We start from the raw sequence: 24,164 nt of genomic DNA on the forward strand, positions 1-24,164 counted from the left end.
AGATTGTGACTGTTCTTGTTAACTGCTTTATTAACTGACTCGATATCTAAATTGCAGGCAAAAAAAAGGCGACTAGCAAGTCGCCTTAATCAATTATTGTGCTAACACTGCTTTCTGCGCCTGGAAAATAGTCTCTATTCCCCCACGGGCCAGAGCCAGCAACGACAAGAGTTCTTCGTGACTGAATGGTTCGCCTTCTGCGGTGCCCTGCACCTCAATCATCCGGCCATCTTCCATCATCACCACATTCATATCCGTTTCTGCGGCAGAATCTTCTACATATTCCAGATCGCAAAGGGCCTCGCCTTTAACGATACCGACAGAAACCGCAGCAACCAGACCTTTCATTGGGTTCGCTTTCAATTTACCCGCCGCGACCAGTTTATTCAGTGCATCGGCCAGAGCCACACAAGCACCACTGATTGAAGCAGTACGGGTACCACCATCAGCCTGCAACACATCGCAGTCTAAGGTGATAGTGAACTCACCTAATTTTTTCAAATCAACCGCAGCACGTAAAGAACGGGCAATCAGGCGTTGAATCTCTAAAGTACGGCCACCTTGTTTACCTTTCGCGGCTTCACGGGCATTACGGCTATGAGTAGCACGCGGCAACATGCCATATTCAGCAGTTATCCAGCCCTGCCCTTGGCCTTTGAGAAAGCGCGGAACACCCTCTTCGACCGTGGCGGTACACAATACTTTGGTATCGCCAAACTCAACCAATACTGAACCTTCAGCGTGTTTCGTGTAATTACGGGTCAGGGTGAGTGGGCGGACTTGTTGTGCTGCTCGGTCTGCTGGACGCATGGGCTTTCTCCGGCTTTAAATCGATATTGGTCGCGCATTATACGGCCTTAGTGATGTAATGCCTATCCTGCCTGCGCCTCGGAGGCTATAATCGCTGCATCTTTTCTTTAAAACGGGTACGCAACAATGATCCGCAGCATGACCGCTTACGCTCGGCGTGACATTAAGGGTGAATGGGGTAGCGCAGCCTGGGAGCTGCGTTCCGTTAACCAACGCTATTTAGAAACCTATATTCGCTTACCTGAACAATTTCGCAGTCTGGAACCAGTTATCCGCGAACGCATCCGTGGCCGCTTAACGCGCGGCAAAATTGAGTGCAACCTGCGTTTTGAACTGGATGCTAACGCACAAAGCTCTCTGATCCTTAATGAAAAACTGGCAAAGCAGTTAGTTGAGGCCGGTAACTGGGTCAAAATGCAAAGTGATGAAGGCGAGATAAATCCGGTGGATATTCTGCGCTGGCCGGGTGTCATGGCCGCTGAAGAGCAGGATCTGGACGCAATCAGTACCGAGCTAATGCAAGCATTGGATATCGTGCTGGATGACTTTATCGTTTCCCGCGAAACAGAAGGTGCGGCACTGAAAACCCTTATCGAACAGCGCCTTGATGGTGTTAGTGCGGAAGTGATTAAAGTCCGTGCGCATATGCCAAATATCTTGCAGTGGCAACGTGAACGCTTGCTCAATAAGCTGGAAGAAGCGCAAGTCCAACTGGAAAATACCCGTCTGGAGCAGGAATTGGTGCTGATGGCGCAACGTGTCGATGTTGCCGAAGAGCTAGATCGCCTGGAAGCGCACGTTAAAGAAACGCACAATATTCTGAAGAAGAAAGAAGCGGTAGGCCGTCGCCTTGATTTTATGATGCAAGAATTTAACCGCGAATCGAATACGCTGGCATCAAAGTCTATCAATGCCGACGTGACCAACTCCGCTATCGAACTGAAAGTACTAATCGAGCAAATGCGCGAGCAGATTCAGAATATCGAGTAACTTCTCACCGCATTTCAGCACATCGCAAAATGCCTTTAAAGCCCGTAACTTACGGGCTTTATTTATCTCAGTACATCACATATCATTCCATGAAATTTCACTAAATCCGTGTACCAATCTATGTACCATTTCACTCTTTGGTACATCTGCATTTGGTACACAGGAAAGGCTCAGTGTGGATACATGGGAAAGTTAACAGATTTACAAATCAAAGCATGGTTAAAGGCTGGAGAACGCTTTGAGGGCCGTTCAGACGGCAATGGATTATATCTTTGCTACCGAGAGAGTTTCGCCTCACCTAAATGGCGCTTCCGCTACCGTTTCGCAGGTAAAGCACGAGCTATGTGGATCGGTTCTTATGCCGAGCTATCACTGGCCAAAGCGCGTGAAACAATTAAGTTACTGTCGGCTCGTGTTTCTTTAGGTTACGACGTGGCCGGAGAAAAAAAAGAGCGTAAGGCTGACGCACTAGCAAAGATCGAATCTGGTAAGAATGCGTTGTTGGTTTCTCATTTAGCTACGGAATACTTTGAACGTCAGATATTAGGCCGATGGAAACACCCTGATATCCTCCGCCGTCGGATTGATAAAGACATTAATCCGAACATTGGCCACTTAAAAGCCGATGAAGTAAAACCCCGCCATATTGACGATATGCTGCAAAACATCCTCGCCAGAGGTGCACCAACAGTGGCCAACGATGTACTACGCTGGACGCGACGAATATTTAACTATGGTATTAAGCGCCATATCCTTGAAGTGAACCCCACAACTGCCTTTGATATATCCGATGCTGGCGGGCAGGAAAAGGCCAGAGAGCGCTATTTAGATACTGGTGAGCTAGAGCAGCTATTTGCTGCAATGAGGCTAGCAAAGGGTTTCAGTATCCAAAATGAGCTAACAATGAAATTACTCTTATTACTCTGCTGCCGGAAGATGGAGCTATGTGCAGCTAGGTGGGAAGATATTGATTTAGAAAATGCCATATGGCACCTAACTGGCACCAAGAACGGCGACGCTATCGATATTCCACTCCCTCCAGTGGCCATAACATGGTTCCAACAGCTTAAAGATATGTCATTTAATAGTGAGTGGGTTCTGCCTGCCCGAAAAATGCAAAACCGCATGATTCCCCACATAGCAGAAAGCACGTTGCCTGTAGCCTTAGCCAAAGTAAAAACACAGATGCAGGGTGTAGAAAACTTTACTGTCCATGACTTCCGACGAACAGCCCGGACTCATCTGGCATCTTTAGGTGTTGATCCTATCGTTGCAGAAAGATGTTTAAATCATAGAATTAAAGGCGTGGAAGGGATTTATAATAGACATCAGTATTTGGACGAACGTAGAAAAGCCTTAACTTTATGGGCAGATAAACTAGTGAAATTAGAATCGAGGGAACGAGATAGCAAATGAAAAGCTTCCAAAAAATGAATGAGTTTGAAAGGGTTGCAACTCTCCCCTCAATCACTATCGATGAAATAGCTAAGTGTCTGGTTGGGCTATCTCCGACCTTATTAAGAAGAGATATAGATACAGAAAAACTAGAAGTTATTTCTCATATAAAAATGAGACTTAAAAGAACCTTAGAAGAAGTATTCAAATCCAATAAAATAGAGAGAATAACAAAATATACCGATTATATAGCTTCTCCGCACCCCGTAGATGACAGTGAAAAGATCTCATCAGATCTTATTTTCTCAATTGGATATAATTGTCTTGATACTGATGAAACCCCTGAAGCTATAATTGAAAGATGCTGTATGGCTGTGCAAAACATTGCAATAAGCAATAAAAACAATAAGCTACTCTCTTTTATTGGTGGTGAAGCAGAAAAATTTGGCCTCCAAATAATAAAAAACAACAGAGGTGTATATAAAAAAGATGAAGAACTATTTAATGTAAATAAATTACTTGGAATAACGTTAACTTTATTGGCCAAAGAAAAACATGAGCAAAACAACGCAAAATGGATGAAAAATGGTGATGTTATTTGTGTCGAACATATCAAAGAAATGATTGATCTGTATATTCAAGAGAATCATATATCAACCGATGGTCTACGAGCATCCTCTCTTCGAGCAAAAATTTCATCGGCTTTAAAAGCCATACATGACTAGTGATCCCTTAGCTAGACGTCTAAGGAGGTTTAGCTATTTTCAAAAACAATGTCCAAAATTGGCCTCTCTTAGCCTCTGACTGCCCCTTATAACCTCTCTAAGCCCCCCATAACATCAACCTTCTTCGTTAGTAACGATTAATTAAATAAATTCAATTAGTTAAATAAAACAAAATGACAGTCATCTTGATGGAATTCTGAATATTTAAATGGAAAATGTATCAATTTAATGGAATTCCATTCTTGATGGAAAACTAAGATTGTGTCAGGTAATCTCACCTCATCGCTTACCCATCAAGGAGTTACAAGATTGATGAGACATGAAAATACAACACATGGCTCTTTACCCGCAGCAGGGTTTGTCCGGCAAAAGGCATTGATGCCCTGCTTACCATTTTCTCCTGCAACGTTATGGAGACGGGTATCAGCGGGTACATTCCCTAAACCAGTAAAGATATCAACCAGAATTACAGCATGGAAAGTAGATGAAATTTGGGAATGGATTGAATCACAACAACATCATTAATAATGTAATAAAGGCGACCAAGTAGATCGCCAATATAATATACAAATAAAATCTAAATAATAATGTTTAGCCTTTTGGTTCGATACCTCGCCGCTTTAATTCTTGCCTTGCGAGATCTTTTATCCAATTGGCGAGACTAACATTATCTTTACCTGCCTCAGCTTCTAATTGTTCTTTAAGCTCAGGCGTAATTCGCATTTTGAACTGTGGAGATTGACCGCCCCCTTTAGGGCTTTTATCTCTCGTTGTAACTGTTGACAAGTGGCCACCTATTGGATTACTGTTAACTCGTTAGGTGGCCACCTTACCATGATGTCCCCTAAAAAAAAAGCAGCCTCAATCAGTATTCGCAGTACCAATTGAGGCTTAACCATTAACGAAACAGAGAGCAACGCCATGGCTACATCAAAGTGTACCTACATCTTTGCGGCAATCAACCGCACACAACGGAAAATACGCCCGCTCATGCTGCGGATCACCGCCTGTAATGAGACTACCGCCCGCCGCCAGTTGGCCGGTGACTATATCTTACTGTTTGCTGGCCGTTTGCCGGTAAGAGCAGGCTCCCATGACTGAACTCCCTGAATACGGCGAACGTTATCGCCACAAAGAGGGCTGGACGGTGCGTATCGTGAACCTGAAACTGGCTTCCGAGCAGACCCAGCGCCAAAACCCTGAATTTCGTTATGAAGTCGTTTTTAACTATGACCTCACTACGCAATATTCCTCCATGCCGTTAACGTGGTTCGCCAAGGTATACAGCAAAATAGCTGATGCGCCGGAACGTGACCCGATAACAACACTCAATATCAGTAAAGGGTTATTGCTGCACAAGTCCGTTAAATATATTTACCCGAAAAAGCCTTATTCAGAACGCCGTCCGGCGGAAAAGAGCGAGGAACATTATTCACACTTTCTCTAACCGGCATAAATAACGGTAACGAATTCTCACTTTCTAAAACGGACTCTATTATGACAATGCAACAATATGAGCATAACGCTGCTCAGGGCCGCCCTTTATCTGAAACTCAGGTTTTGAATAATCATCTGGCCTACGGAATACCGGAAGATGATTTTTTTAAATTAACCCGCGCCAAAAATGCCAGCGCATTATTAGCCGCCTTACTGGCGAACCATTTTGACTCGTCCGCCTTTCCCGGCATGTTACCGGTGAAAGAAGTCTCCGCTATGGTCGATTATCTGTATGAAGACCTGATAGCCGTCACTCAAAGCTGTGCATTACTGTCTGCTGGGGTGCAATCATGAACCTGAATAATACCTCCTGTATTCCCCTCGAAGTGCGTACCGCGCTGTATCGTCGCGCCGTGGCGCAAGCCTATCTGGATGCCTGTGTGTCTTATGGCGTCGCGCTCACGATGAATATTGATGAGCTGCAAATGGTGATAGCCGAAAACGTGGAAGTCTACTTTATGACACGCCACGGCCCTGAGAGCGGGATGGAAGCCGCCTGCTGCATGCTGGAAGACATGGTGTTACCGGACATTCTGAGTGTGGCCCCCCGCCTGACGCTGTTGGGGGAAACCATGATGGATGAGCTGTGCCGGGCGTACATCAAAACGGCGAACATGCCGGTCACACTGCACTGAGGGGGACACGATGGCACAGAATTTTGTATCGGATATTACCGCCGCCGCCCATACGCGCTGGCCGGTTGTCCTGCCCTTGCTGGGTATTGTCGTTCCGGCCCATGGTCAACACGGCGCTTGTCCGCACTGTGGCGGTTCAGACCGTTTTCGTTTTGATGATCGGGACGGGCGCGGGACATGGATTTGTAACCAGTGCGGGGCCGGTGACGGGCTAGATTTGGTCAAGCTGGTCAACGGGTTGACGGCCGGTAAAGCAGCCCATGAGGTGGCACAGGCGCTGCAATTACCCCAAAGCCAACAGCCGCCCGCCAGAAAAGAAGCGGCCAAACTCATGCAACCGGTAGCCGAGACTGTTGCGGCCTTGCTGGCAGGCTGTGTGCGGGGTGAAAGTGACTATCTGGCCGGTAAAGGGTTGTTGGAACATCCTCACCGCCTGACCACGCAATTGAAGAAAAGCGGCGGGATTGATTTCCCGCACGGCTCACTGGTGCTGCCCCTGACCGATATCAGTGGCACCGTGACCGGCGCGCAACTGGTTTCCCCCTTGGGGGACAAGCGCCTGTTGCCGGGTACAGTGCTCAAAGGGGCATTTATTGCCCTTGAATCCGAGCTGGATAGCCCGCCACAGGTCATTATCACCGAGGGCTATGCCACCGCCCTGACCGTGGCGCAACTCACTGACGGCGTGGTGATGGCGGGTATTGCCGCCAGTAACCTGCTAAACGTGGCGTTGGTTATCCGGGCGAAGTGGCCAGAAGCGCGCATTATTCTGGCCGGAGACAATGATTTTGATGATGGCAAGGTCAACACCGGCAAAGTGTGGGCGGAGAAAGCAGCGAAAGCCGTGGACGGCTGGGTGACGCTCCCCCCGACCCGCTTTAAAGCCGACTGGAATGACTATCTGCGGGATAACGGCACCGAACGGGCCAGAGAAGCGTTCCGGGAAGAGCTGGTACAGCTGGGGAAAGACAAGGCCAAATTGCCCCAAGGTTTTCGGTTGACTCAGGAATATTTGTGGTTCGATAAGCAGGTACAAAAATCAGACGGCGATACGGAAATCCGTAATATCAAAATCTGTAACCCGCTCAAGGTGTCGGCCATTACCTGCGACGCGGACGGAGGGAACTTTGGCCGCCTGCTGGAATGGGAGGACACTTACGGGATTTGCCGTAAATGGGCGATGCCGATGGAAATGTTAAGTGGCAGCGGCGAAGAGCTGCGGCGGGTGCTGCTGGTCAACGGTCTGTCGTATATCAGCACCACCGGCGAGGCCCGCGCCCGGCTAATGGAATACATATCTCTGTGTAAACCAGAGCGCAAAGTCACCTGTGTGAACAAAACCGGTTGGCATGGCGGGGTGTATGTGTTGCAGGACGAGGTGATTGGTGAGGGGGCCGACGGGGTGATATTGCAGACGGCCAGCGTACAGGGGCGGGATTTTCGGGTAGCGGGCAGCCTTGATGAGTGGCGCGAGCATATCGGACGCTACTGTATCGGTAATTCCCGTGTGGCCTTTGCGGTCAGTCTGGCGTTTGCGGCTCCGCTGTTGCGTCTGGTGGGGATGGACGGCGGCGGTTATCACCTGAAAGGCGAGTCCACAGATGGCAAGACCACCACCATGAAAGCGGCCACCTCCGTGTGTGGCGGGCCGGATTACTGGCACACATGGCGCTCAACCGGTAACGCACTGGAGGGCACCGCCAGCCGTCGCAACGATGCCGCCATGATGCTCGATGAAATACGCGAGGTGGATGGTCGTGAGGCGGGTAATATTGCCTATATGCTGGCAAACGGACAGGGCAAAGGCCGGGCTGGGACTGACGGCGAACTGCGCGCCCGCAAACAGTGGCGTATGTTGTTCTTCTCCACCGGCGAACTGTCATTGACCGAACATGCCGCCCGCGCCGGTGAGCGCACCTTTGCCGGGATGGAAGTGCGGATGATCCAAATCCCCAGTGACTCAGGCAAGTTTGGCGTCTTTGAAGCGTTACACGGCTTTGGCAGCGGTAAAGAGCTGGCCGAACATTTTGAGGGGGCAACTGCCTGTTTCTACGGTACGCCGTTCCGGGCATGGCTCAAGGCGCTGACCGAAGACCTGAACGGCATGACCACTCAGGCGAAAGCGATGCTGAAAACCTATACCCGTGAGTTGATGCCTGTAGATGCCGGGAATCAGGTGGGCCGGGCCATTAACCGTTTCGCCCTGATTGCGATGGCGGGCGAGATGGCGACCCGCTGCGGCCTGACCGGTTGGCCGGAGGGGGAAGCCTTGCGGGCCACCCGTGTGTGTTTGCAGGCATGGATAGGGGAACGCGGTCACAGTGCCAATCAGGAAGACGCCGCCGCCCTTGAGCAGATACGCAGTTTCTTCACCGCCAATCAGTACAGCCGCTTTGCGGACTGGCATGACGAGCGCAACCGGCCCTCGAACATGGTGGGTTTTCGTAAGGTAGACAAGGGCAATAACACCCGTGAGGCCGTCACTACGTTCTATGTGTTGCCGTCGGGCTGGAAAGAGGTGTGCAAGGGGTTTGATGCCAAGAAAGTCGCGCAACTGTGTGTCACGGCGGGGTATCTGCTGGCATCGAAAGACGGGAAGACACAAACCACCGTCCGCCTGCCAGAGATGAATCCCAAACGGATATACGTCTTTAACAGCGAGGTGGTGGGCTAATCCTTTACGTGAGTCTTATCTTTAAGGTGTAACAAGGGTAACAGGTGTAACAATGCTGATTTCATTGAGAAAAGCCTGTTACACCTTTTTCTTTTGTCGGTGTAACAGGTGTAACAAACCGACACGATAACAGCGGTGTTACACCACGTTACACCGGGTGTTACACCTGATAATTTTATAAAAACACTGATATATCAATACTGTAACACCCGTTACACCTGTTACACCCCCAAAGGGATACACCGTTTCTCATTCAGGGCAGTTCAGGACTTCTTTCTGGCTGGCCGGTCAGTTAGCAGTCCGTCAAAGTATGGGTGCGTATCGCGGGAGCCTGTTGGGTGAAATGCTGCTTATTTCCCGTAAACGTCACTTCTTCTGGTGAAGCAGTCACCTGCAAGGTTCCGGCCCGCTGACTGAATCCCTGTATTGTCTTATCAGTGGGGTTACTCAGGGCTGACAGTAGCGCGTCCGAAAGGAATTGTGCTTCATGGCGTTCCAGTGTGAAAAACTTCTCTCCAACGGTCACATTAATCATGGTTTTCTCCTGTTAATCAGAGTCGCTATTGTGTCGTAATCGATGAATGGCACAACGGCGTGTTGTTGTGTCAGCGCCGGGACAACGGGCATCGGTTGAGCTGTTGTGTGTGGATTTGCACAATGGCGACATCCCGATGAGAACGGAGTACGACCATGAGCCAGACAGCAGAACACCCCATCACCCCAGCACTGAACAGCTATAAAGCAGCCAAAGCCCAACACCTGAAGAATGTAGAAACCTACGAAGACATTATTGCGTCCATTGCCCGCAGCCAGCAAAAGCAGCGGGATGCAGAAAATCAGAGCCAACAGGCTGACGGCAGTTGGCGCAAACTGTTTCGCAGCCTGCGCGGTGAAATGACGGATGAGCTGCAAACCGAACATATTCGCCGGATTTCACAGCGGGAGCTGGCACAAGAATTCGGGCATCTGATTGAAGAGCTGGAGTTGGATAAAAGTGAAACCATATTGAAATTATGCGTTTCCGCAAAACCGTATGAAAAAACACATATGGACGCCCTGATGGCTTATGCAGATATGGAAATGCAGGCCGCCATGAAAACCCTGTCTCCGGCAATCATTCGGGCAGCAAAAATCAACGTTGCCGCGAATAAACTCTACGGTAATGCATCATCGGAGGACGCACTGAGAACGCTCATTACCAGGGTACTTACATCTGCCGCACTCTATTCATTTGATCTGGAGAAAGAAACCGTACTGGCAGAATTGACTTTCCAGAGACCGCAACCTGACCGAGTAGACAGTATCCTGTACAACAGCCCGCTGAAACGGGGGTTATTAGGGCAGCGCATTCGAGATAAACGCGAAAAACTAAACCCTGCCGGGGAGTCGTCAACATGATGCGTTGCCCGGTATGCAGACACGCTTCTCATACTCGTTCCAGCCGCTATTTGTCGGAACAGACCAAGGAAGTCTATTACCAGTGCCAGAACCTTGATTGTTCCTGCACCTTTAAGACGGTTGAAAGCCTCGACAGAATTATTACCCGGCCACCGGCGCAGGAAATCCCCGCCCCGGTAGTGATACCTCCATCGGTAAAACGCCATACCTTAGGACGATATGGCGACGCATTCAGACACGGATAACAGAATCATGGCAACCTTTCCCCGCCCTCGTGCGGGGCTTTTTTTGTCTGCAATTTAGTGATGGCGTTCACCGTTTGAGGCTTTATTTCTGGCAGGCGATGCTAAAAAGGGGTGTGCATGCCTAGAGTGCATGGATCTGCATGCAGAATACCCCCCTTAAAACCCTGTGCAGCCCCAGTGCTGGCGCGGTTTAGGGGTCTGCATGCAACTGCATGAAAAGCGGCCTGTAAAGCGCACAGGCGTGGCGGGGATAGCATTGCGCGCAGAATACTTTAAGCGTCATTTTGCCATGGAAAAAAGACTGCATGATAATGCATCAGTTAAATGTTACTATTTATGTAAAATTGAGGGCTAAACAATCTGTTGATGGTTATACTAATCTCAGAAAATTAGTCTGAATGACACTTTTATAATAACCAATTATTAATGGGGGGGTGATATGAACACTATTTCACACCAAAAACCTCTTAACAGTTTCTTAAAACGAGTCAGCACATTAGATGGAAAGTTGGCAGAAGGCCTGTCCAAACTTGTTCCTGAATGGTGGGAAGACTCACTGAATTCATCTCCTGGTATAAGTCAGCAGGTGATATTCGGTTTAGCTAAATTTGCTAATATTGACCTAAACACAGTAGTCAATCCGCAAGTACAATTGAAATTCAATGAGTCGGTATGCAGATATAAGCATGCTGCAAATAAATCGGTTGAGCAACTACAAGCTGCAACGGCTGTCGTACATGGGATCGCGAAAATTGCTGCCACTGTAGTAAAAGATGAATACAGTGAGATACCATCAGCACAAGCTATCCGCCAAAGTATTCTAAATAGTGGTAAAGACTGGGTTGATTTTGAGTCCCTTTTAGAGTTTTCATGGTCTCATGGAGTCCCTGTTCTTTACATGCCTGAATTACCAGCATCAAAAAAAATGGATGCTGTAGTAATAAAAGTATCGAATCGGCCAGTAATTTCGCTGACAAAGAAACATAAGCATGCAAGTGCATTACTTTTCAGCCTAGCCCATGAGTTAGGCCATATAGCATGTGGTCACCTTGAAGATAACTCGTTAATAATCGATGAAAAAATAAACGAAGACGATATTGATAATCCTTTAGAGCGAGAAGCAAATAGTTTCGCTATAGAATTATTAACAGGTCGTCCTGATGCTGCATTCCACAGCACAAGCCGAATTAATGCTCGAATTTTAGCATCTGAGTCATTAAGAATCGCATATGAAAAAAATATAGATCCGGGTCATGTTGCATTGAATTATGCTAAAACCATGGCTAAAAGAAATATAAATTGTTTTCCAGTATCTTCTAGCGCACTAAATATTATCTATCCAGAATTAAACTGGCAAAAACTTATCGAAAGAACTTTTTTGAATCATGTTGAGGAAGAAAAAGTAACAGAAGATAAATTTGAGATTCTTTGTAGAATCAATAATATAGAGGTCTAGTGCCAGTGGCTGTATTACTTGATAATGATGTAGTGCTTAAGTTGGCCCAGTTAGATCTTCTTACTGAAGGCTGCAATTTACTGTCACGTACCTATGGTCAGTTATTTGTTTTAGATACCCTTATTTATCAATTAAAAAGTCGAGGGGCAGAACGGCGTTATGGCACTGAAGCTGTACAAAGAGTTAAAGCATGCTTCGCATCAAATATATTCTCTTTATTTAACGAGCAAATAACTGATCAACGTCTTATTAATTTGCAAAATACTCATGATAACCTTGATGAAGGTGAAATGCGTTTGATGCAAGGTTTAATAAATCATGGTGAACTTCTTTTGTCTGGTGATAAGCGTTTTCTTAGGGCAATAGCAGAGACTGGCCTAATTGAAGAAGCATCGCTCAATAATAGATTTGTGTGTCTAGAACAGATAATATGCTTTCTTATCAATGACTTATCATTGGACTATGTAAATGAAAAAGCTACAATTGCTTTCCAGTCAGGAGTCAGAGTCGATAGCTCTCTAAGAACGTGCATAGGTAATGGACGTAGTCGAGAGTACGTAACTGAAGGAGTATCGCAACAACTTCGAGAATTGCCGCCCCTATTACTTGCAATAGAGATGCATTGGCAAATAGTTATTTAATACCAAAGAGTCATGATTCATTACATGTACCAAGTCATGTACCAAAACTAAGTACAACAATAAAAAACAAACTAAAATAAACTAGTTAGGCAAATAAAAATAAACAGATTCAGAATATCGAGTAAGTTATCACGCTAGCACTCACTTGCCCCTCGAAGTACACCTCAAGCCCGTGTCACTACGGGCTTTTTTAGCGCTATAAATTTTTATGGTCGAATACTTTCTACAACCATATATTCCCCCTGGGGTTGATTGAATTTTCAGCAATGGAAATGTAAATTTAAGAAGTAACAACATGCGTACATATGCCTCAATCCAAGCCAGAGCCAATACTTCAGAAGTTCTGAACTCTGCAACTCACGATGAGCCGATGGGAATTGCTTGCAAAGAGAGTAGCGCCGTAGTGGTGAAAAGGTTATTTAATGGTTTGTGATATACACTAACCACAGCTCATGCTTAGTATCACCCGTCCTAGGTTACTATTCAGTCTGAGTCAGGTGAATCAATGGGAAAGGTTTTCCCTCGCCATCCAATTCTGAGCGACCGATTTTTATAAATCCGCATTTTAGATAAAAAGTTAATGCCGCTGGATTTTGCTCATTCACATCCACACGCAACTTTCCCTTTAAATGCTGAGCATGAACCAACAACGCTTTACCAATACCTTTACCGTGATAAGCGGGATCAATAAACAACGTTTCTACTTTGTTACTATCTAGGCCGATAAATCCTACGATCTCGGTACTATTTTCAAATAACCACACCTCCAGAGCAGGTAAATAGATATCCCGCACCTGTGGCAAATAAAACTGAATATCAGTTTCGGTTAAGAATAAATGTGTTTCTCTTACTGCGAGTTCCCAAACCTCAACCAAACGGGATATATCCGCAAGTGTCGCCTTTCTTATCATCCATACCTCAAACTTTCACCTCAGAGACAAGCGTAATTATCACTGACCGTAGAAGGATGAAACAAGACCGTATTTGTTCCAAACAACGCGAGGTGAGCACTTTTTTCCCTAGCCATCAGGTGTATGTTGAATAAATATAATCAGTTACTGATTAATCGCTTAACGATAGTCGCAAATAATACTCATGTCAGTGTAGAGTATGTAGGTAAGGAGAAAACATGCAGTTAACCGTATTAGTTGATAATAATACCTTGATAGATAAGTACCTTACCGCCGAACCTGGTGTCTGCTATCACTTACGAATTGACGAAAAATCATTTCTTTTTGATACCGGTTACTCCGATGTTTTTCTGAGTAATGCGGCCATTTTAGGCATTAACCTGACTGAGATAGACAGTATTGTCCTTTCTCATGGGCATAACGACCATAGCTGGGGGCTAAACCACCTTGCACAGCATCTTGATCGGGTAAACCATCAATATGCCAAGAAAATAAAGATTGTTGCTCATCCCAATGCTTTTCTGCCGAAATACTATGAAGATAAATCTATAGGGGCTAATTTACCGGCGGATGGTTATCCGATGCTTTTCGAACGGGTCGAACAGCCTGGGGTATATTACCTTACCGATAATTTACTCTTTTTAGGGGAGATTGCGCGTAACAACGATTTCGAAGGGCTAGAGCCTATTGGCGAAACTGTCGATTGCTGCGGCCATAAAGTTGAAGATTTTGTTACCGATGATAGTGCAATGGTTTATACCAGCCCTGAAGGTATCGTAATAATCACAGGCTGCTCTCACTCTGGTATCTGCAATATTATCGATTATGCTATTAAAGTTACCAACGATAAACGTGTGCGTGCAGTTATTGGCGGCTTTCATTTATTAAATGCCAGTAGTGAGATTCTATCCAGAACATCTGACTATTTTAAACAACTCAATGCTAAAGCAGTTTATCCCTGCCACTGTACTGATCTTAAAGCCAAAATAGCCCTAGCTAATACAGTTAATATTGAAGAAGTCGGCGTTGGCATGATACTGAACTTTTAGTAATTAAAGTGCCCAATTTGAGCAGTAATAACGAGAATTATCCGATTATTATAATTCCATAATATTTGTAAGTGTTTGTGTATGGCAAGAGGTTTAAAGCTAATGCATAATCCCTGCTGGAATTTTAACTCTCAAATAAGAAGGATTTCGTAATGCTTAAGAATGTACTTTTTTTCGATGCTTTGCTAACACCAAAAATTCTTACTGGTTTATATTGGCTTTTACTGGTGCTCATCATTATTTCCGGCGTATTTGTAATGATAAATACCAGCGTCATCGGCGGCTTTTTTAGCATCCTTGCTGGTGGCCTTACTTCTCGAATCTGTTTTGAAATGATCATGATCGCATTCAAAAACAATGAATATCTGAAAAGAATCGCAGAAAAACCATAATTGGGATTTGGGTATTCTTACTTCATTTGAAATGGAATACCCTAATTGCTCACCATTTTGCTGTTGTAGTGATGTTAACCCGCCCAAAGTCACACTTCTCTCCCTCAAACAAGCGGCTCTTCTTCATTATTTTATCAATTAAAATATTTTGTACAAATCAATGTAACAATATAAAAAATATGATGTTTTTTTTATTTTTTCCATGCTTACCTTTCTTCTTATGCCACAATTTGAGAGCAGAAAGGGCATTTAATATGTTTATGACTACTATCTAATATCAGGTATGAAGAAATTACACATATACTTTATTGGTTGGTCGGTCTAGACAGGGTCGTTTTATAAGGGCCAGAATTACCACCATCACAGGGTAAGCCAGAAATAGCGTTGCTTAAATTTTCTGGCTAAGGTAAGTAAAAGACACATATACACTTTTAGGGGATCGCGTATGTTCGAAGACCAAAACACATCGATCCTTGATACCTATTTTGGTACCCATAGCCCTTTTTGGCGACTGGCTTTTGATAGTCAAGCTTTAGAGTTGTCAGCGATTAAAGGGACTACAAATATTGCTATTCCCCTTAATTCAGTTCAAACAATGAAAATTCGGGGCTTAACCGGCATTACTGCCAGTTTAGATATTGAAATCGAGATTTATGGTAATCCACTTCATTTACATCTGGTGGGCCGTAAAGTTAATGACAAAGAATGGGGCGGAACGGCTTCCGCGTACGCGGATACTGAATCAGTAGCGCGCGATTTAGTAATGGGGCTTTCCTTTGCAGAACAAGTGGTTTCTGAAGCTAACTCAGTCATTGTGATTCTCGATAAAGATGGTTATGTACAGCGTTTCAATCACCTTAGCGAAGAATATACCGGTAAAAAAGAACAAGATGTCATTGGTAAAAATGTTTACGACTTGTTTATGACAGCCAAAGAGGGAGCCTCATCACGTAAAAATATTGAGGGCTTCTTCCAGCGCGGTGCATCTTACGAAGTTGAGCGTTGGGTTAATACCGTAAAAGGAAAACGTCTCTTTTTATTCCGCAATAAGTTTGTTCACAGTGGCAGTGGCAAAAACGAGCGTTACCTTATCTGTTCTGGTACCGATATTACTAAAGAAAGGCGTGCTCAAGAGCGTTTGCGGATTTTGGCTAATACCGACATGATTACTGGCCTGCCTAATCGCCACGCTATTCATGAACGTATTAATAGCGCGATCCTAACTCGTGGTGATTCTTCGGTGGGGATTATTTACCTCGATCTCGATAATTTTAAAAAAGTGAACGACCATTACGGTCATATGTTTGGTGATCGCTTACTGAAAGATGTCTCACTCGCCATTTTAAGTTGTTTGGGTGAAAGTGAAATGCTTGCCCGGTTAGGCGGTGATGAGTTTATTGTTCTGGTCGAGAATGCCTCGATGAGCTTACTGGAGGCAACTACACAGCGTATTCTCAACCGCATGAAATTGCCCTTCCGAGTAGGATTGATTGAAGTATATACTGGGTGCTCTATCGGGATAGCACTGTGCCCTGAACATGGCGATACACTAGAGAATATTATCCGTAGCGCAGATACTGCCATGTACACCGCAAAAGAACATGGAAAACAGACCTATTCGATTTTTTCACAAGAGATGAATAAGAAAGTATCTGAATACGTCTGGCTAGATACCAATTTACGTAAGGGTTTAGAACAACATCAATTACAAGTTTTTTACCAACCCAAGATATCTGCCAAAACGGGTAAAGTTCATAGTGTCGAAGCATTAGTCCGATGGTTATCACCTGAGCGTGGTTTAATCGCCCCACTTGAATTTATCTCCTATGCCGAAGAATCCGGGTTGATCGGACCATTGGGAAAATGGGTACTGCAAACCTCAATGCAACAAGCGGTAAATTGGAAAAAACGTGGAATTAACTTGCGGGTGGCAGTCAATGTGTCAGCCAGGCAATTAATTGATGAAGCTATCGTAACCAGTTTTATTGAGTCTCTTGAATCCAGCGAATTAGAATCAAGTTTGGTTGATGTTGAATTAACCGAAAGTTGCTTAATTGATGATGAAGATGCAGCTATCAATATCATGAAACAACTACGTCACTTGGGTGCTCAGGTTCATTTGGATGACTTCGGCACTGGCTATTCTTCACTTTCTCAATTGGCCCGTATCCCTATTGATGCCATTAAATTGGATCAAAGTTTTGTTCGTGATATTGATAATAATCCTATTTCACAATCTCTGGTTAAAGCCATTATCGTTGTCGCTGAGGCACTTAAAATGCGGGTGATTGCCGAAGGTGTGGAAACTAAAGGGGAAGAAGAATTCCTGGATTCTATTGGCATTGATGAAAAGCAGGGATTTCTTTACGCCAAACCAATGCCCGCAGATGAACTGGAGCATTGGCTGGTAACACAACACCCTCACCTTTCATTGGATTAGGTGCATAACGTTATATTGCTTTTGGCATTGCCGAAGTATGCCGGTCTTGTAACGTAACCAACCGTTCGATATAGGCAATATCTTTCGGCTCAATAGAAAATGCAGAATCAACCCAATCCTCAGTGATATCCATCAGTTCTGAACGCGTTAATTGTAAAACACGTTGCCGGACCCTAATCATCGCTCTCATACCATTTAACTTCGGCCTGATCGTATCTATAAAGGTGCGAGTAGCAAGATAAGCATCTCCCGGCTGAAATAACTTATCAACTAAGCCACGACTCTCATACCATTCCGCTGCATGAGACTCACCCGTCCAAATCAATTGTTCAGCTACCCTCATTCCTGCTTTTCTGGCAACAAGCGAATACCCCCCCATGCCAGGAAATAGATTAAATGCAATTTCTGGGAATCCCATTCTGGCTGTAGTTTGTGCCAGAACAAAATGATGGGCTAATGCTGCCTCAAAGCCGCCACCTAACGCGCTGCCCTCAATCATCGCAATAGAGATAGCACCAGTATCAAAGCCACGGGAAGCCGCATGAACACAATCTACGCATGCACGCGCATATGCCATTAACGCTTCTCGTTTGCGGTTTTTGATCATATGCGCGAAAAAGTTTAAGTCCCCCCCTACATTAAACATATTGGGCACCACCGAACCCGTCACCCAAAAATCAAAAGGTAACTTTGATTCTTTAGCGGCTTGCGCGAGTGTCATAATATTTTCAATTAATTCCAGATTAAAACAAGGGCGCGGATGAGCGCGCAACAACATCCACATGGTATTACGCTCTTCTTCGTAATAGGCCGATATTTGAGATAAGTGGCCAGCCTCAGTAAAAGGGCGGCAGCTAGGAAGATTAATCATATTCATATTCCATCCAATGAGTTAGTTAAACACAAATAGTGCTATTTCTGCCGGATCCTCCTTGAGGACGCGCTAAACTTGCCGGAGTGATGGCAACTTAAGCTGGCAGATAAATAGTGAGTCACTCAATGGATAAATGATGAGAAAAGCAGTAAAAATTTTAACAATACGCATGTTTAGAGCTGTGTTAAGGCGCTAAATAGAATATATATTGCCAAGGCGGTAGAATTTCAGATGAAAAAAACCTGCCGTTATGGATAAAATACTGGCTGAACTTTATCCCTGACGGATTTTTTATGCTGCAAATTCTGCACTTTCTTTTAGCGTTGATGACTATTGCAATACTGGCGTTGTTAGCCAGTCGTGACCGAAAAAATATTAGACTGCGCTATATTTTTCAGTTATTGGTTTTAGAAATTGCACTGGCTTATTTCTTTTTACACTCAGAAAATGGCCTGGGTGCGATAAAGTATTTTGCTGGATTATTCGAAACACTGATGAAATTTGCCTCAGTCGGTACTAGTTTTGTTTTTGGGGGAATGAACGAACAAGGCTTAGCATTTATATTCATGAACGTTCTTTGCCCGATCATTTTCGTTTCGGCACTGATTGGGATTTTACAGCACTTTCGTATATTGCCACTCATCATACGGGTGGTGGGCACGTTGTTATCCAAAGTAAATGGCATGGGGAAACTGGAGTCTTTCAATGCCGTAAGTACATTGATTTTAGGACAATCAGAGAATTTTATTGCTTACAAAGGGATTATTGCTGATATATCACCACGTAGAATGTACACCATGGCAGCAACGGCGATGTCAACAGTGTCCATGTCGATTGTAAGCGCTTATATGACTATGCTTGAGCCAAAATTTGTAGTAACTGCATTAATATTGAATATGTTTAGTACTTTTATTGTTCTTTCTATTATTAATCCTTACCCTGTTACTGAAGAACCCGAATTAAAGCTAAACAAACTTCATGAAGACCAAAGTTTTTTTGAGATGTTGGGGGAATATATTCTGGCTGGTTTTAAAATCGCTATGATTATAGCCGCGATGTTAATCGGGTTTATTGCCATAATTTCTGCTATTAATGCTTTATTTAGTAGCTTATTCAATATCAGTTTCCAAGAAGTGCTGGGATATCTATTTTATCCGCTTGCTCTGCTGATTGGCATTCCTACTCAGGATGCGTTACAGGCGGGGAGTATTATGGCTACCAAACTGGTGGCAAATGAGTTCGTTGCCATGATTGAATTAAAGAAAGTAGCAGCCGAAATGTCTCCACGTGGCTTAGGCATTCTTTCTGTCTTTTTAGTATCTTTTGCTAACTTTGCCTCAATTGGTATTGTTGCTGGTGCCATCAAAGGGCTGAATGAGCAACAAGGGAATATCGTTTCACGATTCGGATTAAAATTAGTCTATGGTTCAACCTTGGTCAGTTTACTTTCTGCCGCCGTTGCAGGACTTATTTTGTAATAAGGCAAGCTTTCATTCTAAGCCAAAAATAGGGCTATCAGCCTTTTATCTCTCGTAAATTGGAGATAAAAGGCTTGAAATGAATGTTAGAAATCTACGCACACAGTAGTATCAACTCGCATGACAGATTCTTGTGAAAACTGCTGTTTATAGCGGGAGCGTAGAGCTTCAATGGCGTATTCTTTGCCATCTTTATGAATAAGGACTAATGCCTTACTGCTTTCTTTGGCAACTTTCCCATCATTTCCCAACCATTGCCCCTTGGCATCAATTACGGTCAAGCCTTCATTGAAGCGGCTAGTCACATCATTATCGACAAAAGACTGCCATTCAGTGATAGAAATAGCGGGGCCATGAGGCCGATTCAAACCGAAGTAGAGTGTGGTTTGTGTCATTGACTCACCTTTAATACAGGTCGGAGGTACAACTTTCACCGCTACAGTGTTTGCATGACCAGCGTTATCAACACAACCGCCCAGTAATACCCCGATAGCAACCATACCGGCAAACAATGCCCCACGATAACGCAACGGATTAACACGATTGTCCATGAACAAATCTCACTGAAATAAAAGATAAAAACTACCATCCCCTGAATGACTCTGCAATCACGCAAGAGGATCATACAAGCGTACTAATGTACTCTCACAGAGCTTTAACCTACTATTTTTACCCTACAATTATTCATGCCTAATTATTAATACATTCTTTTTTTATTTATATTTATTAGATAGATAATTAATAAATTGATTAGTTAAAGTAATCTTAAATATATGACTTAGAAAATCTCAGTCGCGACAACCAGCCTTAGTCACTACTCTGCGGCCTTTACTGCCCTTAAGAAATTTGATTCATTATGCTACTCAGTGTTCTTTATATTATTGGTATTACAGCTGAAGCCATGACCGGGGCACTGGCTGCGGGCCGCCGTCAAATGGATATGTTTGGTGTCATTATTATTGCATCTGCAACGGCAATTGGTGGTGGTTCAGTCCGAGATATGCTGCTGGGCCATTATCCGCTGGGTTGGGTTAAACACCCGGAATACATTGTTATTGTCGCCGTTGCTGCAATCGTCACAACTTGGATGGCACCACTAATGAAGCATTTACGCCATTTGTTTTTGGTGCTTGATGCAATTGGGCTGATTGTTTTCTCTATTATTGGGGCACAAATCGCTCTTGATATGGGCCACAGTACGATAATTGCCGCCATTGCGGCCGTCATTACCGGCGTTTTTGGCGGCGTCCTGCGCGATATGTTCTGTAACAGTATCCCCTTGGTATTCCAGAAAGAAATCTATGCTGGTATCTCATTCGCTGCCGCCTGGATCTACATTGCTCTGCAATACACACAACTGTCACATAATTGGGTTGTTATCATTACACTCGTCACCGGGCTAAGTGCACGACTGTTAGCATTACGATTCCGGCTGGGCCTGCCAATCTTCAAATATGACCATTCAGAGCATTAAGTCAGGTACGTGAAGGTTTACTCCTCAAGTTGGAACCCGCTAATATTCTGTTGCGATAAAAAGTCAGCCATAGCTTGCACCTCTGGGTGGTGTAAGAAATGAGTAATCTGTTTTGCTCGAATCGGCCCAATACCCGGTATTAAACTCCACTCGGCGATACTGCGTTGTTGTAGTGACCGCCATTGAGAATTGACAAGTGTACCCTGCGCAAAACCCAATGCCTGTAGCCATTGGGAAAAGGGTTTTTCCCTTGTGCTTTGAAATTGCTGATAAATATTTTCAGCACGGGCTATCCCTATGCCAGGAACATCCGCTATTTGGTCTTTCGTGAGAGATAGCCACCCCACCAAATCATTGATCAGCCCATGATGGATCAGCTCTCGCCAATATCCACTACTAACACTTTGTATATCTAGTCCTTTTTGGCCACTAAGCCATGTCAAACGAGAGAGAAGTTGCGGCTCACATTCAGGAGGGATAAGGCGAAAACAGCTCAATTGATGAAATTGATCCTCTGCTGGAGGAGTGAACGTCTGCCGTTGGCTTACCCGCCAAACAACACTATCCAACCGTGGAATACCATGCCCGGCCAGTGCGATAACGATTTGATCGCCGGATGTAATATCCCACTGCCGCCAACGCGCGACCGAGCCAACATTCACTCGCCGAATCCATTTGTCATCAATTTTTACCGGTGAAACCTGTAAAACGACTGTCACTCTACCAGTGCGGCCTATCGTGAAATGTATATCTTTAATTTCAGCAAGTTGCTGCTGTGGTGGGTATTTCCACGCCACAACCCAGTGCCCCGGAACGGCCTGCCAGTAGCGTCCGGCTGGCTCCTGTTCCTGGCGGATAACAACGCCATCAGTTACAAAAGGCAGCGGTGTTTGCAACCAGTGTTTGCGAAAGTGTGCAACATCGCGACTTGATACTATTGGTTTGCTGTATTTAGCGGTCAAGGGGAAGCCCATCGCTTGCAATAGTGTCCCTTTCTCCACCATGCTGCTTGGTCCATCAGGCCATGCCCATATAAAAATGCCCAATTGGGGTAGTAATGCCGCTGGAGACTTACGCATAAGTGCGCCAGCAACTGTCGCCCTGGCATTGGCACCACCAGACGATGCTTGTTGATGGTCGTCCATTTGCAGGAATAGCTCCCCTTGCAGCGTTAACCAGGGAGGAGCGGTAGCAATATATTGAGGAATAGCAGTAATAAATGGTGCTTTGTCAGTCCAGTTCTGGCCTTTCAAACCATTTCCTCGACTGAGAAGTTGCATCAGTTTTCCATCCTGATACACCAGTGTTACTGCAACGCCATCTATTTTAGGCTGCACCCAGAGATTTTTCCGCCCCACCATCCAATCAGCCAGTGCAACTTCATTTTTAAGTTTTTTTAGTCCGGTATGCGCAACCGGATGAAGAAACTTCCCATTACCAGGAGTAAGTCTGTTTTCCTGTCTGTCCGGCAATAAATGGCATGACTGCCATAACTGTAATTTTGCCTGCAATTGATCGTAAACATCATCGGCATGCACGCTAATACCTTGCTGATGGTAAGCCACATTCCACTTATCCAGTTGTTTCTTGAGTGAGTTAATTTCAACCGACATTCTTTCTGGCGGCCATTCAGGGCAGATAGCTTCCGCTCTGGAGGACCAATGTATAAAACTGACTATCAACAGAACAAATATTTTTAAATTCAGCATGCTCATCAGTCCCTTTCCTTGGTGGCCGGAAGTAAAACCTGAAATGTCTTATCCGTCGAAGACCAAAAAAATTAAATGCGGACGCTACCGAAAAATAGTTTTCTGCTTACAGCAACAAATGAAAATTACGCAATCTTCGCCGCAAAATCAGAAAATCGAGCTGTTTACAGACGAAACATTCAGGTGAAATGTGTTGTAACGCTGCATGACGCGTAGCAGCCGTGTATACTGTGCGGAGATTCACACTTCTGCTTTCTATATACACCCAAAGTAATTGGTGTTGCGGATAGGTAGCAAGCGAGCAAATCCTGATGCGCTGACTAAAGTCAGTGTTTTTGGAGAGAGGGCTGCTAGCGCCGTTGCAACGTCAAGTAAGAAGGGTATATCAACCTAATCAACTGAAACGTCATCATGGTCCAAGGCACGCTATACATCGTTTCCGCGCCCAGTGGGGCAGGGAAATCAAGCCTGATTCAGGCTTTGTTAAAAACACAACCGCTGTACGACACGCAGGTTTCTATTTCCCATACCACGCGTGCAATACGTCCGGGTGAGAATCACGGTGAACATTACTTCTTCATTTCTAAAGAAGAGTTTTGCCAGATGATTGATGACGATGCTTTCCTTGAGCATGCCAAAGTATTTGAAAATTACTATGGCACCTCACGTTTGGCGATTGAGCAGGTTCTTGCAACCGGTGTCGATGTATTTTTAGATATTGATTGGCAAGGTGCGCAGCAAATTCGCGCAAAAATGCCCACTGCACGCAGTATTTTTATTTTGCCGCCATCCAAGGAAGAATTGGATCGCCGCTTGCGAGGCCGTGGGCAAGATAGCGAAGAGGTTATCGCTAAGCGAATGGCGCAAGCTGTCGCCGAGATGACCCATTACGCTGAATATGATTATTTAATCGTAAATGATGATTTCAATCTGGCTTTATCTGATCTGAAAACCATTATTCGCGCAGAACGACTGCGTTTAGGCCGCCAGAAACAGCGGCATGACGCTTTAATCACCAAATTATTGGCAGACTGAACCGAGTTTCAGTATCATGCCCCGTCATTTCGTCACCTGTGGAGTAGCAGAATTATGGCACGCGTAACTGTTCAAGACGCTGTAGAGAAAATTGGTAACCGTTTTGACCTGGTGTTGGTCGCTGCTCGTCGGGCACGTCAAATCCAGTCCGGCGGTAAAGACGCACTGGTTCCAGAAGAAAACGATAAAGTTACTGTGATTGCGCTGCGCGAGATTGAAGAAGGCCTGATTACTAATCAGATTCTCGATGTTCGTGAACGCCAAGAACAGCAAGAGCAGGAAGCCGCAGAGATCCAAGCGGTAACCGCGATTGCTGAAGGTCGTCGTTAATTAGAC

28 protein-coding genes are annotated in these 24,164 nt (G+C 44.9%); 21 read left to right on the forward strand and 7 right to left on the reverse strand.

Features of this window, described 5'->3' with window-relative positions:
• Nucleotides 1-93 precede the first annotated feature (93 nt).
• Nucleotides 94-810: a ribonuclease PH gene (gene rph, locus V1953_RS20925; RefSeq protein WP_083161705.1), complete on the reverse strand. Its 717-nt coding sequence runs from the start codon at nucleotides 808-810 to the stop codon at nucleotides 94-96.
• A gap of 126 nt (nucleotides 811-936) precedes the next feature.
• On the opposite strand from rph, the gene V1953_RS20930 reads away from it, so the two are divergent.
• The 4 genes from V1953_RS20930 to V1953_RS20945 all read left to right on the forward strand — a co-directional run bounded on the left by V1953_RS20930 (nucleotide 937) and on the right by V1953_RS20945 (nucleotide 4,445).
• A complete protein-coding gene (locus V1953_RS20930) occupies nucleotides 937-1,800 on the forward strand; it encodes a YicC/YloC family endoribonuclease (RefSeq protein WP_005191086.1) in 864 nt (287 codons plus the stop codon).
• Between the two features lie 183 nt (nucleotides 1,801-1,983).
• Nucleotides 1,984-3,216, forward strand: coding sequence for a tyrosine-type recombinase/integrase (locus V1953_RS20935; RefSeq protein WP_442851263.1), 1,233 nt, complete (start codon nucleotides 1,984-1,986; stop codon nucleotides 3,214-3,216).
• Nucleotides 3,213-3,920: a hypothetical protein gene (locus tag V1953_RS20940; RefSeq protein WP_442851264.1), complete on the forward strand. Its 708-nt coding sequence runs from the start codon at nucleotides 3,213-3,215 to the stop codon at nucleotides 3,918-3,920. The genes V1953_RS20935 and V1953_RS20940 overlap by 4 nt, the downstream gene beginning before the upstream one ends.
• 312 nt (nucleotides 3,921-4,232) lie before the next feature.
• Nucleotides 4,233-4,445, forward strand: coding sequence for a helix-turn-helix transcriptional regulator (locus V1953_RS20945; RefSeq protein ID WP_050879328.1), 213 nt, complete (start codon nucleotides 4,233-4,235; stop codon nucleotides 4,443-4,445).
• A 66-nt stretch (nucleotides 4,446-4,511) separates the two neighbouring features.
• On the opposite strand, the gene V1953_RS20950 is transcribed toward V1953_RS20945, so the two are convergent.
• Nucleotides 4,512-4,706 (reverse strand): toxin-antitoxin system HicB family antitoxin, encoded by a 195-nt coding sequence (locus V1953_RS20950; RefSeq protein ID WP_442851265.1) that lies wholly within the window; start codon nucleotides 4,704-4,706, stop codon nucleotides 4,512-4,514.
• Nucleotides 4,707-4,841: 135 nt separating this feature from the next.
• On the opposite strand from V1953_RS20950, the gene V1953_RS20955 reads away from it, so the two are divergent.
• Genes V1953_RS20955 through V1953_RS20975 form a run of 5 tightly spaced genes read left to right on the forward strand, consistent with a single transcriptional unit; the run spans nucleotide 4,842 to nucleotide 8,726 of the window.
• Nucleotides 4,842-5,021 carry a host cell division inhibitor Icd-like protein gene (locus V1953_RS20955; protein WP_049610073.1) on the forward strand — a complete coding sequence of 60 codons (180 nt, stop codon included), beginning with the start codon at nucleotides 4,842-4,844 and terminating at the stop codon, nucleotides 5,019-5,021.
• Nucleotides 5,014-5,367: a hypothetical protein gene (locus tag V1953_RS20960; RefSeq protein WP_442851266.1), complete on the forward strand. Its 354-nt coding sequence runs from the start codon at nucleotides 5,014-5,016 to the stop codon at nucleotides 5,365-5,367. Before V1953_RS20955 ends, V1953_RS20960 begins: the two co-directional genes overlap by 8 nt.
• A gap of 50 nt (nucleotides 5,368-5,417) precedes the next feature.
• Complete coding sequence (locus V1953_RS20965; protein WP_042568889.1) at nucleotides 5,418-5,711, forward strand: hypothetical protein; 294 nt, start codon at nucleotides 5,418-5,420, stop codon at nucleotides 5,709-5,711.
• Nucleotides 5,708-6,052 (forward strand): DUF5375 family protein, encoded by a 345-nt coding sequence (locus V1953_RS20970; RefSeq protein ID WP_046049961.1) that lies wholly within the window; start codon nucleotides 5,708-5,710, stop codon nucleotides 6,050-6,052. Before V1953_RS20965 ends, V1953_RS20970 begins: the two co-directional genes overlap by 4 nt.
• A 10-nt stretch (nucleotides 6,053-6,062) precedes the next feature.
• Nucleotides 6,063-8,726, forward strand: a complete 2,664-nt coding sequence (locus tag V1953_RS20975) for a DUF927 domain-containing protein (RefSeq protein ID WP_442851267.1) — start codon at nucleotides 6,063-6,065, stop codon at nucleotides 8,724-8,726.
• A gap of 292 nt (nucleotides 8,727-9,018) precedes the next feature.
• On the opposite strand, the gene V1953_RS20980 is transcribed toward V1953_RS20975, so the two are convergent.
• A complete protein-coding gene (locus V1953_RS20980) occupies nucleotides 9,019-9,261 on the reverse strand; it encodes a hypothetical protein (protein ID WP_442851268.1) in 243 nt (80 codons plus the stop codon).
• 155 nt (nucleotides 9,262-9,416) lie between these two features.
• Between V1953_RS20980 and V1953_RS20985 the strand changes: the two genes are divergently transcribed.
• From V1953_RS20985 to V1953_RS21005, 5 genes are all read left to right on the forward strand, one after another.
• Entirely contained in the window at nucleotides 9,417-10,124 is a 708-nt protein-coding gene (locus V1953_RS20985; protein ID WP_145515658.1) for an aldehyde dehydrogenase, read from the forward strand.
• Entirely contained in the window at nucleotides 10,121-10,369 is a 249-nt protein-coding gene (locus tag V1953_RS20990) for an ogr/Delta-like zinc finger family protein (protein ID WP_442851269.1), read from the forward strand. Before V1953_RS20985 ends, V1953_RS20990 begins: the two co-directional genes overlap by 4 nt.
• A 439-nt stretch (nucleotides 10,370-10,808) precedes the next feature.
• A complete protein-coding gene (locus V1953_RS20995; protein WP_442851270.1) occupies nucleotides 10,809-11,825 on the forward strand; it encodes an ImmA/IrrE family metallo-endopeptidase in 1,017 nt (338 codons plus the stop codon).
• Nucleotides 11,826-11,830: 5 nt separating this feature from the next.
• Nucleotides 11,831-12,466: a hypothetical protein gene (locus V1953_RS21000; RefSeq protein WP_442851271.1), complete on the forward strand. Its 636-nt coding sequence runs from the start codon at nucleotides 11,831-11,833 to the stop codon at nucleotides 12,464-12,466.
• A 295-nt stretch (nucleotides 12,467-12,761) separates the two neighbouring features.
• On the forward strand, nucleotides 12,762-12,899 hold the full coding sequence (locus V1953_RS21005) for a hypothetical protein (protein WP_193784755.1): 138 nt from the start codon (nucleotides 12,762-12,764) through the stop codon (nucleotides 12,897-12,899).
• 46 nt (nucleotides 12,900-12,945) lie between these two features.
• On the opposite strand, the gene V1953_RS21010 is transcribed toward V1953_RS21005, so the two are convergent.
• Nucleotides 12,946-13,377 (reverse strand): GNAT family N-acetyltransferase, encoded by a 432-nt coding sequence (locus tag V1953_RS21010; protein WP_083161676.1) that lies wholly within the window; start codon nucleotides 13,375-13,377, stop codon nucleotides 12,946-12,948.
• Nucleotides 13,378-13,595: 218 nt separating this feature from the next.
• On the opposite strand from V1953_RS21010, the gene V1953_RS21015 reads away from it, so the two are divergent.
• The 3 genes from V1953_RS21015 (at nucleotide 13,596) to pdeR (ending at nucleotide 17,258) form a co-directional block, all read left to right on the forward strand.
• On the forward strand, nucleotides 13,596-14,426 hold the full coding sequence (locus V1953_RS21015) for an MBL fold metallo-hydrolase (protein ID WP_083161674.1): 831 nt from the start codon (nucleotides 13,596-13,598) through the stop codon (nucleotides 14,424-14,426).
• A gap of 152 nt (nucleotides 14,427-14,578) precedes the next feature.
• Entirely contained in the window at nucleotides 14,579-14,818 is a 240-nt protein-coding gene (locus V1953_RS21020) for a DUF4282 domain-containing protein (protein ID WP_083161672.1), read from the forward strand.
• 445 nt (nucleotides 14,819-15,263) lie between these two features.
• Entirely contained in the window at nucleotides 15,264-17,258 is a 1,995-nt protein-coding gene (gene pdeR, locus V1953_RS21025; protein WP_442821391.1) for a cyclic di-GMP phosphodiesterase, read from the forward strand.
• Nucleotides 17,259-17,268: 10 nt separating this feature from the next.
• On the opposite strand, the gene V1953_RS21030 is transcribed toward pdeR, so the two are convergent.
• A complete protein-coding gene (locus tag V1953_RS21030) occupies nucleotides 17,269-18,135 on the reverse strand; it encodes a crotonase/enoyl-CoA hydratase family protein (protein ID WP_102970503.1) in 867 nt (288 codons plus the stop codon).
• A gap of 290 nt (nucleotides 18,136-18,425) precedes the next feature.
• On the opposite strand from V1953_RS21030, the gene V1953_RS21035 reads away from it, so the two are divergent.
• A complete protein-coding gene (locus tag V1953_RS21035; protein WP_083161668.1) occupies nucleotides 18,426-19,610 on the forward strand; it encodes a NupC/NupG family nucleoside CNT transporter in 1,185 nt (394 codons plus the stop codon).
• A gap of 86 nt (nucleotides 19,611-19,696) precedes the next feature.
• On the opposite strand, the gene V1953_RS21040 is transcribed toward V1953_RS21035, so the two are convergent.
• Nucleotides 19,697-20,161, reverse strand: coding sequence for a DUF3574 domain-containing protein (locus V1953_RS21040; RefSeq protein ID WP_420073864.1), 465 nt, complete (start codon nucleotides 20,159-20,161; stop codon nucleotides 19,697-19,699).
• Nucleotides 20,162-20,466: 305 nt separating this feature from the next.
• Between V1953_RS21040 and V1953_RS21045 the strand changes: the two genes are divergently transcribed.
• Complete coding sequence (locus V1953_RS21045; RefSeq protein WP_083161663.1) at nucleotides 20,467-21,084, forward strand: trimeric intracellular cation channel family protein; 618 nt, start codon at nucleotides 20,467-20,469, stop codon at nucleotides 21,082-21,084.
• Between the two features lie 17 nt (nucleotides 21,085-21,101).
• On the opposite strand, the gene ligB is transcribed toward V1953_RS21045, so the two are convergent.
• Nucleotides 21,102-22,799: an NAD-dependent DNA ligase LigB gene (gene ligB, locus V1953_RS21050; RefSeq protein ID WP_442851272.1), complete on the reverse strand. Its 1,698-nt coding sequence runs from the start codon at nucleotides 22,797-22,799 to the stop codon at nucleotides 21,102-21,104.
• Between the two features lie 405 nt (nucleotides 22,800-23,204).
• Here ligB and gmk point away from each other — a divergent pair, with 405 nt between their 5' ends.
• Complete coding sequence (gene gmk, locus V1953_RS21055; protein WP_005191120.1) at nucleotides 23,205-23,828, forward strand: guanylate kinase; 624 nt, start codon at nucleotides 23,205-23,207, stop codon at nucleotides 23,826-23,828.
• 54 nt (nucleotides 23,829-23,882) lie between these two features.
• Nucleotides 23,883-24,158, forward strand: coding sequence for a DNA-directed RNA polymerase subunit omega (gene rpoZ / locus V1953_RS21060; protein ID WP_004392061.1), 276 nt, complete (start codon nucleotides 23,883-23,885; stop codon nucleotides 24,156-24,158).
• The last annotated feature ends 6 nt before the right edge of the window (nucleotides 24,159-24,164 follow it).

It is taken from the genome of Yersinia sp. 2541 StPb PI (genome assembly GCF_052217145.1).
GTDB classification, from domain to species: Bacteria; Pseudomonadota; Gammaproteobacteria; order Enterobacterales; family Enterobacteriaceae; genus Yersinia; species Yersinia enterocolitica_E.